Raw genomic sequence first — 13374 nt, forward strand, 5'->3', positions numbered from 1 at the left:
TTATTTTTTGAAGATGCCTTAAGCCTCATGACACAATAATTCTACCCTATATTCATCACCTAATTATAACATAAAGCCAATGGTTCTTTTTTAATATCATTGGCTCATTTATAAGTACTTAAACATTACTATATTTACTTATTTTCTCAATTAAACCAATAGTGGTAAAATCATTAGTTATTTCTAATAACTAATATAACTTTAAACACACTATTTAAAATAATAGACTCTACGAATGATCCTAGATATTGCAACTATTTAAATAGTTAAGTAGTTAAAATTTAAAATAGTTATATATACAAAATTTTAAATAGTTCTGTATATAAAATTATATATATTTCCCTACATAAATATTTAGTATTTTACTAGATAAAATTACTATAATTACGTAGTTAGGCATTCTCCTATAGCTCATTACATCTAATTCATATCTCAATTACACTTATACCCTTTATATTACATAGTCATTAATTAAAGCTATTAGACTATCACTAAAAGCATATTCTCTTTTATTTCTATCTAATTCACATAATTTTTGATCAATTAAGTATTTCGTAGAATATTTAACAATATTAAACATAATAATTTTGAATGAATAATTGCACTAGTTTTTTAATTAAAAACTTAATAAATCTTTATACATTGCAAAATATTTAAATTAGCGGTAAACTAATATGGAAGAAAATTTTTTTATTTATGGAGGGTTTAACATATGAATAAACTTATTTCAATTGATGAAGCAGTTGCTAAAATTCAAGATGGAATGACTGTCATGATAGGTGGATTTTTAGCTGTAGGTACTCCAGAAGCTATTATAGATGCTCTAGTGAAAAAAGGCGTTAAAGATTTAACTATCATAGCAAATGATACAGGATTTCCAGACAAAGGTATTGGTAAGTTAATAGTTAACAAACAAGTTAAGAAAACTATTGCATCCCATATTGGTACAAACAAAGAAACTGGAAATCAAATGAATTCAGGAGAAATGGAAGTAGAATTATCACCTCAAGGAACACTTGCTGAAAGAATCAGATGTGGTGGAGCTGGTCTTGGTGGATTCTTAACTCCAACTGGTCTTGGAACAATTGTACAAGATGGAAAAGAAGTAATTACTGTTGATGGACAAGAATATATTCTTGAAAAACCATTAAAAGCAGATGTTGCTCTTTTATTTGGTTCAAAAGTTGATAAAAAAGGTAACGTATACTATAACCAAGCAACAAGAAACTTTAATCCTTTAATAGCTACTGCTGCTGATACTGTAATCGTTCAAGCTGAAGAACTTGTAGAAGTTGGCGATATAGATCCAAACGTAGTTATGACACCATATATATTTGTTGACTACATAGTAAAGGGGGAGAACTAACATGGATAAAAACATGACAAGAGAAGTCATTGCTAAAAGAGTTGCAAAAGAACTTAACGATGGAGACGTAGTTAATCTAGGTATAGGTCTTCCAACAATGGTTGCTAACTATATACCAGAGGGTATAGATGTTACATTACAATCTGAAAATGGATTCATAGGAATAGGCGCTGCTCCTGCACCTGGACAAGAACAAAAAGACTTAGTAAATGCTGGTGGACAACATGTTACTGTTATCCCTGGAGCTGCATTCTTTGATTCTTCTGTATCTTTTGGAATCATAAGAGGTGGCCATGTTGCTGCTACTGTACTTGGAGCTTTAGAAGTTGACCAAGAAGGAAACCTTGCAAACTGGATGATTCCTGGTAAAATGGTTCCTGGAATGGGTGGAGCTATGGACCTAGTTGTTGGCGCTAAAAAAGTTATAGTTGCTATGGAACATACAGCTAAAGGAAATCCAAAAATATTAAAGAAATGTACACTTCCTTTAACTGCTGCTCATCAAGTAAACCTAATCATTACTGAAATGGCAGTTCTTGAAGTTACTCCAGAGGGTCTTGTTCTTAGAGAACTTGGACCAGAAGCTACTATTGAAGATGTTAAAAATGCAACACTTGCAGATATTATAATTCCAGAAAACGTTAAGAAAATGGAACTATAATCCAAGCTGAAAAATAGTAAATAAAGTCTATTGGTAATTATTTTGAATTACCAATAGACTTATGTTAGAAGTGAACTTTTTTACTTACATATTTTTATTACTTTTTAAATTATTATATATTTGCTGTGCATATAAAGTTAATTTTTCTTTTTCATTATTTTTAGGTTCTTTAATAACTATTTCTAGCAATTCATATAGTATCTTTCCTATTAATATTCCTTCCTTTATACCTAAGTTAATCAAGTCTTTGCCTGTAACTTCTAATCCTGACTTATGATATACTTCTCTGCTTTCTAAAATCTCTTCTACTATTTGTTCTATTTCGCTTCTATTTACATTAAATTGTTGCTCTATTTCTAAATTTTCTTTTTCTAAAAACATTCTTGTCACATCTTTTATAATTACTAATTCACATAATGCTTCTATACCTATACTTTGTAATAATCTTTTAATATATAGTTTATCTTTATAAATTGGAGTATCATAATATGCTATAAGAGTGCTTACCTTCTTTATAGTATTATTATCATAATGAAGCTCTTTAAGAATAGCTTCACATGTAATCTTTAACTTTATATCGCAGTGAGTTTTTAAAGTAGATACATCCTCTTTTGAATTCCTCTTTATAATGTCTATACTTTCATTCTTATGCTCATATAATAGATAGTACAAAAATACAGTTAGCCTTACATGAAGCTTTTTAGGAGACTTTTCTATAACTCCAATACACCTTTTTACATTGAGATACTCATATATGTATTCACCTTCATGCTTTTTAAGGAAAGGTACTACTATAAACATAATATTCATATTAAAAATATTTTCAATTCCATCACTGGGATAATCAGATAATATTAACTTATTTAATTCTACACTTATTCTTTCTATTGAAATTCTCTTAAGTAGCTCTTTATTATTATTTAGAGCAATTAGAGTTTCTTCTGCTATATTATAATTTAACTGTGACATAAATCTTAAAGCTCTCATTATTCTTAATGCATCTTCTTTAAATCTTTTTTCTGGGTTTCCTACACATTTTATAATCTTATTTTCTATGTCCTTGGCACCATTAAAGTAGTCTACTATTCCCATCTTATGATTGTAAGCTATAGCGTTAATTGTAAAATCTCTTCTAGATAAATCTTCTATTAATTCATGGGTAAATTCTACCATATCTGGTCTTCTTCCATCGGAATAATCACCATCTATTCTAAAGGTAGTTATTTCTATTGCTTCATTTTCCAGTAATACTACTACTGTTCCATGTTCAATTCCCACATCTATAGTTTTTTCACTCTTAAATATTTCTTTTATTTCTTCTGGAGTAGCTAAAGTGCATATATCCCAATCATTAGGTTTCTCCCCTCTGATACTATCTCTTACGCATCCACCTACTATATAAGCTTGAAAGCCACTTTTTTCTATACGTTCAATACATTTCTCTATACATATTGGCATGTTAATATACATACTTACATATTCTCCTTCAAATACTACTATTAAACTACAATAAAATACCACTTTATATTTAAACTTCAAATCTGGATTAATTTTTATCCTTAATCCAATTAAACTTTAACATATAAAATCTATATTTTTACTATAAACTGCTTATCTTAATGTTATAAACCCAAAAAGTAACAAATAAATATAAATTGTTACTTTTTCGTAATGATTATACATAACATATATATTATAATAAAAGTAACACATATATTATAATAAACATAATATAATAATTAGTATAGAACATAATTAATAATTAAAGGGGGACCTTATGATAAATACTTCACCTAATTATAAAAAACATTATAAAATTTCCAATAAACTCTATATAATAGCTCCTATATTATGCTTTATATTTATAGTGATCTCAGTATTTGCTAATATAAAAGAAAAAGAATATAAAATTAAAAATAATGAGTTATCCACTGAAATAGAAACTCTTAAAACTACAAATGATAATTTAAATAAAATAAATAAGAACTTATTAGAGTCAAAGTCAAATCTAGATGTCTTAATTGACCAAGTATCTGAAACTAACAATTAATATAAGGAGCTAGAATTATGAACTATAATATTAATCTTGAATCATCGAAAAGAAAAACTAGACAAAGTAAAAAACCTCCAATATTAAGTATTATTGCTATAATAGCAATATTTTTATGTTTTTCTATATCAACATTATCAATTACAAAGATGTTCTTAGCTTACAACAAACAAAGCTCTTTACAAAAGGAGTTTAGCTCCATCTCAGCTTCTAATGATTCTATTCTTCTAGAAAATAATAAATTGGAAAAAGAAATAAGTGAAAAGCAATCAACCTATGACAAATCCATGTCTAATAAAAAAGCTGCTCATTTGACCTTTGATGATGGTCCTTCAAATAATACTTTAAAGCTATTAGATGTATTAGATAAGTACAATGCTAAGGCTACTTTTTTTGTAGTATATAAAGAAGGCTTTGATAATGTTTATAAAGAAATTGTTAATCGTGGACATGTACTTGCTAATCACACATATAGTCATAATTATGAGAAAATTTATTCATCTGCTGAAGCTTTTATAGATGATGTAGAAACCCTTGATAATAAACTAAAAGAAATAACCGGTGAAGACCCCTCTAAAATTTTACGATTCCCAGGTGGTTCAAATATGGGATATCTGAATGGACATGATGACATATCCCAAGCTATTTTCGAGGCTTTAGAAGATCGTGGTTATACCTATTTTGACTGGAATGTAGATTCTTCAGATGCTACTAAGATGACACTAGATAAAGAATCTATAGTAAAAAGTGTACTTGATGGCAGTTCTAATGTTAATACAGCTAATATTTTGATGCATGATACAGATGCAAAATATACTACCCTAGAAGCTATGCCAGAGATACTTGATGGCCTAAAAGCTCAAGGATATGTATTTATGCCTCTAAACCACGACTCAGCTGCTATTCGTTTTGTAGACTAATAATATTCATCTATTTAAAGTTAGTATTTCCCTTAATTAATTATAAATCTCACTATAAAAGGTATGAAATTAGAATCTTTATTCTTAATTTCATACCTTTTAAACTTTCTATATACTATTTATCTAAAGCATTTTCCTTCTTCTCACTAATTTTTCTCACTATATATACAGATAAAATTCCACTTATGAGCCCCACTACTGCGCCGCCTAGAACATCTGAAAAATAATGAACATACAAATATATTCTAGAAAAGCCTATTAAAACTGCTAATGATATAAAGTAAAACTTATACCTCTTTATATATGTGGATAACACATATGCCACAGCTATAGAAGAAGCAGTATGTCCTGATGGAAATGAAGAGCTAGTCGGTAGTTTTATTAAAGGGTTATATATTGGATATGCAATTATAGGTCTTACCCTTTCCACTAAATGCTTTATTATTCCTTCTGTTAGAATTGTACTTATAGATATGGCCAATAAGCTTGTTATTCCAACCTTTCTATATTTTTTAGTACATATTAGAATAATACTAATTGCTATCCATATAAATCCTATATCTCCTAATCTTGTTATAAATGGCATTATAGCATCAAAAAACTTATTCTGTAGTCCAAAGTGTATAGCATCAGTTATTCCTTTATCTATTCCGTATAACCATTGATTCATTAGTTTAACCCTTTCCTAAACATTTCTCGTATACTTTGTTTTTATTATATCTTTAGTATTCTGTTTAAGCAAATATATCCTTAATACCAACAATTTCTTCAATATATGGCTTTCCACTGGATGTATAAATTTCTTTTAATTCAGATACAGTTACCCCCTTTATACCTAAGTATATTCGTTCTTTATCTTCTCTACTTTCCTTATTTATTTCGTTCTTATCATATTTATTTTTCTTTTCATCATCTTTCTTATTTATAAATACCCCTATTACATCATGAATTATATAAGGACTATTCTTATAATTTCCTATGAACATAGCTACATGACCATTTAGAAATATGAGTGCCCCAGGTTTCAAGTTATCTAATATTTTCATTCTTTCATGATAAGTCATATCTTCATCAACAAATAATGTTTTTCCAATGGATCGCTTTAATTGGTTACCACTATTTCTTGGAAATTGTATTCCAAAAGTTCTAAGGGTGTCTATAATAAGTGAAGAGCAATCCCTACTGTTAAATTCACCACCCCAGCCATATCTTTCACCTTGAAATTTAAATATCTGCTTTAATACATTGTTTCTATTGCACTTTAAGTAGCCTCTATGAACATCTTCATTATATGGTATTAAAATATGAGTGAACTTTAATTCTCCACTATTCTCTCTTAGTGGATACTTAACTACATAATTACCTTCAATATACATATCATAAACTAATTCATCCCTATTCCAATTATTTTCTATAGGTAATTTTACTCCCATATCAATCTCCAAGTTTCTTAGAGCTTCTATAAAGGGATTATAGCCAAGATGTATCTTTTTACCTGTAACCACAATGAAATCCTTGCAATTACAATACTCTTCTATTTCTTCTTTGTTTCCAAACGCTATATTCTCTTTCTTAATCCATCCTGAATAATTATAAGTTTTACAAAAACACCATTTTCCATCTTTATTAGAAGCATATATAGCACAAGGTTCTGCTGTATATATGGCACTTTCCATAAATCTATCTAAATCATACTCTTTCTCTCCCTTGAATACTTTGTCACTAGTAGGGAAGGTTCTTATACATCCTCTTTTTACCACTAATCCATATTCTACAGAAACCTTGTCTTTTATCTCTTCTAAACTCATGCCATCTATAAGTTTATCATAATATGCTCTATTTACCTTATTACCATTTTTGTATCTATCACCCTCTGGAACTTTACTTACACTATTTATCATGTTAATAACATATTCTTTATCTACTTCATCTTGTTCCTTAAATATATCATAAACATATCCTTCTTTAATGCTTTCTTCATTATATTTTTTTATTTCATCCTTAGTGAGAACAACCTCTTTACTTCTCTTACATAATTTTATCCATAGATCGCTATAATACATTTCTTCCGCTACGTTTAAATTATTATCATGATTCATGGTATACCCTCACCCCTAATTATATATTTTACCTAAATATTCCATAATATTAGTCAATGCTTAATATATTATACTATTTATCTTATCAACATATTATATATTTACATAAATATATTTTAACTGTAATATTCTTGTTAATATTTCCTAAGTCGATAATTTATATTGACATAAAACTTATATGTGTTAAAATAATATTAATAATTTTATATCATAATTTAAAATTTGTGATATAATAAAATAATAATTAATAATGCTATCACAATGAAGAGGACAGTAGATATGTACATTAATTTACAGAGAGAAGGCATAGTAGCTGAAATTGCTTTTAAATAAACCATATTGAAGACCACCTCTGAGTGACTCTAATAAAGTCCGTTAACTACGTTACAGTTTTTAAAGTGGTCCTTTATCTCACTTAATTAAGCTAGCTATATTTTAATTGGCTAACTTTAATAGGATTAAGGACAATTTGGGTGGAACCACGGGTATATCTCGTCCCTTTTCTTTATGAAAAGTGACGGGTTTTTTTATTTATATAAGATGAAACTCCATCTCACATACGTTCGGTGGAGTAAGTTCGAGGGACCAAATCAAAGATTTGGATTCTCACTTAAAGTTTTTGGTTATAATATTAGATATAGAAGGGAGATTTTCAAATGATTAAAATTACTTTAAAAGATGGATCTATTAAAGAACTAGAACATGAAATGAGTATTATTGAAATTGCTAAAAGTATTTCTGAAGGGCTTGCTAGAGTAGCTACAGCTGGAACTGTAAATGGAAAAACTGTAGACCTTCGTTATATAGTTAAAGAGGACTGTGAATTAAATATATTAACCTTTAATGATGATGAAGGTAAAAGAGCCTTTAGGCACACAGCTGCCCATATTTTATCACAAGCTGTTAAAAGGCTATTCCCTGAGGCAAAGCTTGCTATAGGACCTGCTATAGATAATGGTTTCTACTATGACTTCGATCTTGAAGGTGGATTTACTAATGAAGATCTAGAAAAAATAGAAGCTGAGATGAAAAAAATAGTTAAGGAAGATTTAGCAATAGAATGCTTTAAGCTTCCAAGAGATGAAGCTATTAGATTTATGAATGAAAAAGATGAGCCTTATAAAGTAGAACTTATTGAAGATCTACCAGAAGGTGAAATTATAACTTTCTATAAGCAAGGAGAATTCACTGATCTTTGTGCTGGTCCTCACTTAATGACTACAAAACCAGTTAAAGCTATAAAGCTAACTAAACTTGCAGGTGCTTACTGGAGAGGAAATGAAAAAAACAAAATGCTTGCTCGTATTTACGGAACTGCTTTCACAAAAAAAGCTGAGCTAGATGAATATTTAGAAGCTGTAGAAGAGGCTAAAAAACGTGATCATAATAAACTTGGAAGGGAACTTAAATTATTTACTACTTCTGAACCAATAGGTCAAGGCCTTCCTCTTCTAATGCCTAAGGGTGCTAGAATTGTCCAACTTCTTCAAAGATGGGTTGAGGATGAAGAGCAAAAAAGAGGTTACCTTTTAACTAAAACACCTCTGATGGCTAAGAGTGATTTATATAAAATATCTGGCCACTGGGATCACTACAAAGATGGAATGTTTGTACTTGGTAATGAAGAAAAGGATAATGAGGTATTTGCATTAAGACCTATGACTTGTCCATTCCAATTTACAGTTTATAAAGCTGAATCTAAGAGCTACAGAGATTTACCTTTAAGATATGCTGAGACTTCTACACTATTTAGAAATGAATCTTCTGGAGAAATGCATGGATTAATTCGTGTAAGACAATTTACAATTTCTGAAGGTCACCTTGCATGCAGACCTGATCAACTTGAAGATGAATTTAGGGGTGTAGTTGATTTAATCAACTATATGCTTGATACTCTGGGTCTTGGAGAAGATATTAGCTACAGATTATCTCTATGGGATGAAAATAATAAAGAAAAATATATTGGAGAACCTGAAGCTTGGGATGCAGTTCAGAATAAAATGAGAGAAATTTTAAATAACCTTGGAATTGAGTATACTGAAGCTGTTGGTGAAGCTGCTTTCTATGGACCTAAACTTGACCTTCAAATCAAAAATGTTCATGGTAAGGAAGACACTATAATCACAGCTCAAATAGACTTTTCCCTAGCTGAAAGATTTGGAATGACTTATGTAGATAAGGACGGTCAAGAAAAATACCCTTACGTTATTCATAGAACTTCTATTGGCTGCTATGAAAGGACTCTTGCTCTTCTTATTGAAAAATATGCTGGAGCATTCCCAGTATGGCTTGCACCAGTTCAAGTTAAACTACTTCCAATTTCCGAGAAGTATCATGACTATGCTGATGAGGTTTATGCTGAACTTAAGAAAAATAACATTAGAGTTGAAGTTGATTACAGAGCTGAAAAAATCGGTTATAAGATCAGAGAAGCTCGTAACGAAAGAGCTCCTTACATTTTAGTTGTGGGTGAAAAAGAAGCCGAAAATAAAGAAGTCGCTGTAAGAAGCCGTAAAAATGGTGATGAAGGTTCAATTTCTCTAAATAACTTCATCGAAAGAGTTCTTAAAGAGATTGAATCTAAAGAAAGATAATTTTTTACAAATTTAAATTTGTATTTAAGGACTGAGAAAATCTCAGTCCTTTTTATTTTTAAATAAGTAAATTATTTTCTCCTTTATATACAAAAGAGCTATTTTGAAATAGCATTAATCCATTTTAAAATAGCACTTCTATTAAACTATAGGTTATAGTAATACTCTTGAGCTAATACATCCCATAAGTGGTGGATGTTCGTTACTTTTAGGGATATCAATAATGGTTCCCGTTAGTAAAATAAAAACTCCTAATACACATATTCTTTTACAAAATTTCTTCATATATAATATCACCTCCTATATATATATATTACTAAAATAGCAAATTTATTCTAATAAGCTTTGTATCATATATAAGCATTTTTCAGCTTTTTCATATTCTTTATTCTTAAAATAAAACTTTTGTAATTTAATATAATATTTTATCTTTAAATCTACATTATTAATATGTTTTAAAATATCAATTGCAGATTCCATAATCTTTTCTATCTCTTTCTTCATATCTAATTCATAATAAACTTTTTCTAGGAGTTCATATCCTTTAAATATATATTCATAATCATTGTATTCACTTGCTTTTTCTAGCCCTAGCTCTATTATCATTATAGCTTCGTCATAAAGTTTTTTATTAATATATATATTGGATTTTTCAATCAAAGTATGTGATACATTCTTATTATCAACCTTGTTTCTAATATGTTGAGATTTATTATAATAATCTAAGGCCTTAGACAATTCTTCTTTTTTTGTGTATAAAGATCCCAGATTACTATATATAAGACCCAACAACTTAATACTTTCATCATCATTTCCCTTTATTAACTCAATTAAGTTCCTAAGAATTATAATAGCATTATCTATTTCATTTAAACCTTCATAACAGTTAGCTTTTAGTATATTTGCATAAACATAATTTAAGAAATATTTTTCTATTCCAAACTTTTCAGTAAATTCATTTGTAATATCTATAGCTTCTTTAAACTTATTTATACAGCTATATCCTATTGCTAAATTGTATATAGCATACATCAATATCTTTTCTTCCTTAAACACTTCAGCATTATATATAGCTTTATTGAAATATACAATAGATTCTTCATAATCAAGAAGTAAGAATTTACAATAACCCAATCTATTATAAACGTAACATATTTCCGGATTTAAGCCATCTCCCCTTAAAATGTCCATTGAATAAAAATAGCTTTTGTATGCTTCTAGATATTGATTTTCTTCAAAATAAATATCTCCTTTTTTTCTATGTACCTTAGCCTCAATTACATTTAAACTGTATTTTTCTCCTATATTCATAATTTTATTTAATTGATCTATGGACAAATCATTTTCAAGGATTTTTTCACAGTATAATCTAGCATCGTCTTTTATACTTCTTGAAAAATAATCTTCTTCTAATTCTAAATCTAATCCTAATTCTTTAGCTTTCTTCATAAATTTCTCAGCAATAATCCTTGATGCTTGTAATGTAATATTTCTTCTTCCATTTTCTAATAACCCTAAATATCCTCTGGTAAAGTGAAGATCTTGAAATTCTTGTTGTGTCATTTTTAATTGCTTTCTTAATAATTTTATCTTTTCATTTCCACTCATAAATTCCATATTCATATTCTACAGTTGAATCCCCTCTCTACCCTTGATTTAATAAGTAATTTTGTATATTTACCTTTAAGCCATATAATTTAAAATACATTATACTATAAATTCCATACTCCATCTATACATCTTATGTATCACAAATAAACATATTCTATAGATGCCATATTTTTTTAAAATTTTATAAGTTAAATAAAATTGAAACTTTTAATAAATATGATTTTTATGATACATTATGTAACTATTTTTGTTTCACTGTAAAGTGATAAATCAATTTGACAGAAAGTTTTTGTGGTAAATTTGATACAACATTATATAATAAAAGTATAAACTGTTAGGAGAGGATATTAATGAAAAAAAGACTAATTTCAATTCTTGCAACCTTAGCTTTGACTATAACTTTCACTTTAAATCCTATAAGTGTACAAGGTCTAGAAGGCCCTAACAAAAGTAAATCAGATATTTTAAACGAATTTAAGGAGCTAAATAACGGAAACGAAAAAGTGTATATGGATAGTAACGATGGAATGCAACTATTTATAAGTGGTATACTATCTGAAACTGTGGATCCATCATCTAGTAGTGTAATAGATTTTTTAAATGAAAATATAGCACTATTTGACATGCAAAATATAGAAAGCAACTTTTCTCTTATTAGCATAGAAGAAGATGATTTAGGATTCACTCATGTAAAACTTCAACAAACCTTTGATGGTAAAGAAGTTTATGGTAAAACTATAACTGCTCACTTTGACCAGTATGGAGTTATTACCGGATTGACAGGAACTTTAGAAAATAGGATAACCTCCGTAACTAAAGAGACAGATGACCCTATTACTGCTGATGAAGCTATAGAAATAGCTAAAGGTTCTAAGACCTTTACTGAATTAACAGAGGAAGTCAAAGCTGAAAATTATATATACTTTGATAACCAAACTGCTTATGAAGTTTATAGAGTAACACTTGCTTATGATCTTCCTGAAATAGAAAGCTGGGAAATCTTTGTAGATGCATATAGTGGTAATATTATAGCATCTAAGAGTTTAATAAGAGAAGCTGGTCCAGTTACAGGTACAGGTACTGCTGTAAATGGTAGCACAAGAAATTTAAATTTATATCAAAACGCAACTACCTCATACCAATTAAAAGATACTACTAAACCTATGACTGGAACTATAAACACTTATACAGCTAACTATAGAAGCACAACAACTGGAACTTTAATGACAAGCCCTAGTACAACTGTTTCTGACCCTGCTGCTGTAAGCGCTCATAGTTATGCAGAAGTTGTATATGATTTTTATAAAAATATATTTAATAGAAATAGTTTAGATAACAGAGGCATGTCAATAAATTCTATTGTCCATTACGGTCGTAATTATAATAATGCTTTTTGGAATGGATATAAAATGATTTATGGCGATGGTGATGGCTCATATTTTACCTTCCTATCAGGAGATCTTGATGTAGTGGCTCATGAAATGACTCATGGAGTAACTTCAAATTCTGCAAATCTTGCTTATGAAAATCAATCTGGCGCATTAAATGAATCTATGTCAGATGTTTTAGGTGTTCTAGTACAAACCTACGACAAGTACAATGTTGCAAATGGTGGTCAATGGACATTCAATTCTTCTGATTGGGTAGTTGGAGATGAAATATATACTCCTAAAGTAGCTGGTGATGCATTAAGAAGCTTATCAAATCCTACACTTTACGATCAACCAGCTCACATGAATAATTATCAAAACCTACCAAACACAGAAGATGGAGATTGGGGTGGAGTTCACATTAATTCTGGTATTCCTAATAAAGCTGCTTATTTAGTTGCTCAAAATATAGGATGCGAAAAAACTGCTCGTATATATTATAGAGCACTAACTGTTTATTTTAACTCTACTACAAACTTCTCTCAATCAAGACTTGGTTTGATACAAGCTGCTACAGATTTATATGGAACCAATTCAACTGAAGCTCAAGCAGTATCTAATGCTTTCACATCAGTTGGTATACTAGGCAAGTAGTTTTCCTATTATAAATAAAATAAACCTCTATATCTAAATAATAATATAA

Annotated in this window: 11 protein-coding genes and 1 other annotated feature; of the genes, 6 read left to right on the plus strand and 5 right to left on the minus strand. The window is 29.0% G+C overall.

Features of this window, described 5'->3' with window-relative positions; all coding sequences use genetic code 11:
* The first annotated feature begins 712 nt into the window (after positions 1-712).
* Both atoD and B3W71_RS16290 read left to right on the plus strand, forming a co-directional pair.
* Positions 713-1366, plus strand: coding sequence for an acetate CoA-transferase subunit alpha (gene atoD / locus B3W71_RS16285; RefSeq protein WP_346890000.1), 654 nt, complete (start codon positions 713-715; stop codon positions 1364-1366).
* 1 nt (position 1367) lies between these two features.
* Positions 1368-2027, plus strand: a complete 660-nt coding sequence (locus B3W71_RS16290; protein ID WP_346890001.1) for a 3-oxoacid CoA-transferase subunit B — start codon at positions 1368-1370, stop codon at positions 2025-2027.
* Positions 2028-2111: 84 nt separating this feature from the next.
* Here the strand turns inward: B3W71_RS16290 and B3W71_RS16295 are convergent, their stop codons facing one another.
* Positions 2112-3497: a CCA tRNA nucleotidyltransferase gene (locus B3W71_RS16295; protein WP_346890002.1), complete on the minus strand. Its 1386-nt coding sequence runs from the start codon at positions 3495-3497 to the stop codon at positions 2112-2114.
* A 307-nt stretch (positions 3498-3804) separates the two neighbouring features.
* Between B3W71_RS16295 and B3W71_RS16300 the strand changes: the two genes are divergently transcribed.
* Positions 3805-4077 (plus strand): hypothetical protein, encoded by a 273-nt coding sequence (locus B3W71_RS16300; protein ID WP_346890003.1) that lies wholly within the window; start codon positions 3805-3807, stop codon positions 4075-4077.
* A gap of 17 nt (positions 4078-4094) precedes the next feature.
* On the plus strand, positions 4095-4997 hold the full coding sequence (locus tag B3W71_RS16305; RefSeq protein WP_346890004.1) for a polysaccharide deacetylase family protein: 903 nt from the start codon (positions 4095-4097) through the stop codon (positions 4995-4997).
* 115 nt (positions 4998-5112) lie between these two features.
* Here the strand turns inward: B3W71_RS16305 and B3W71_RS16310 are convergent, their stop codons facing one another.
* Positions 5113-5667: a phosphatase PAP2 family protein gene (locus tag B3W71_RS16310; protein ID WP_346890005.1), complete on the minus strand. Its 555-nt coding sequence runs from the start codon at positions 5665-5667 to the stop codon at positions 5113-5115.
* 64 nt (positions 5668-5731) lie between these two features.
* Complete coding sequence (locus B3W71_RS16315; protein WP_346890006.1) at positions 5732-7096, minus strand: C40 family peptidase; 1365 nt, start codon at positions 7094-7096, stop codon at positions 5732-5734.
* A gap of 252 nt (positions 7097-7348) precedes the next feature.
* Positions 7349-7599: a binding site (T-box leader), on the plus strand.
* A 153-nt stretch (positions 7600-7752) separates the two neighbouring features.
* Between B3W71_RS16315 and thrS the strand changes: the two genes are divergently transcribed.
* On the plus strand, positions 7753-9690 hold the full coding sequence (gene thrS / locus B3W71_RS16320; RefSeq protein ID WP_346890007.1) for a threonine--tRNA ligase: 1938 nt from the start codon (positions 7753-7755) through the stop codon (positions 9688-9690).
* Between the two features lie 153 nt (positions 9691-9843).
* Here thrS and B3W71_RS16325 read toward each other — a convergent pair whose 3' ends face one another.
* Both B3W71_RS16325 and B3W71_RS16330 read right to left on the minus strand, forming a co-directional pair.
* A complete protein-coding gene (locus tag B3W71_RS16325) occupies positions 9844-9975 on the minus strand; it encodes a hypothetical protein (protein WP_346890008.1) in 132 nt (43 codons plus the stop codon).
* Between the two features lie 45 nt (positions 9976-10020).
* Positions 10021-11313: a helix-turn-helix transcriptional regulator gene (locus tag B3W71_RS16330; RefSeq protein WP_346890009.1), complete on the minus strand. Its 1293-nt coding sequence runs from the start codon at positions 11311-11313 to the stop codon at positions 10021-10023.
* 338 nt (positions 11314-11651) lie between these two features.
* Here B3W71_RS16330 and B3W71_RS16335 point away from each other — a divergent pair, with 338 nt between their 5' ends.
* Positions 11652-13325 (plus strand): M4 family metallopeptidase, encoded by a 1674-nt coding sequence (locus B3W71_RS16335; protein ID WP_346890010.1) that lies wholly within the window; start codon positions 11652-11654, stop codon positions 13323-13325.
* Positions 13326-13374 lie beyond the last annotated feature (49 nt).

Origin of the sequence: Clostridium sp. UBA1056 (assembly GCA_002316385.1) — a bacterium.
Lineage (GTDB): Bacteria > Bacillota > Clostridia > Clostridiales > Clostridiaceae > Clostridium_J.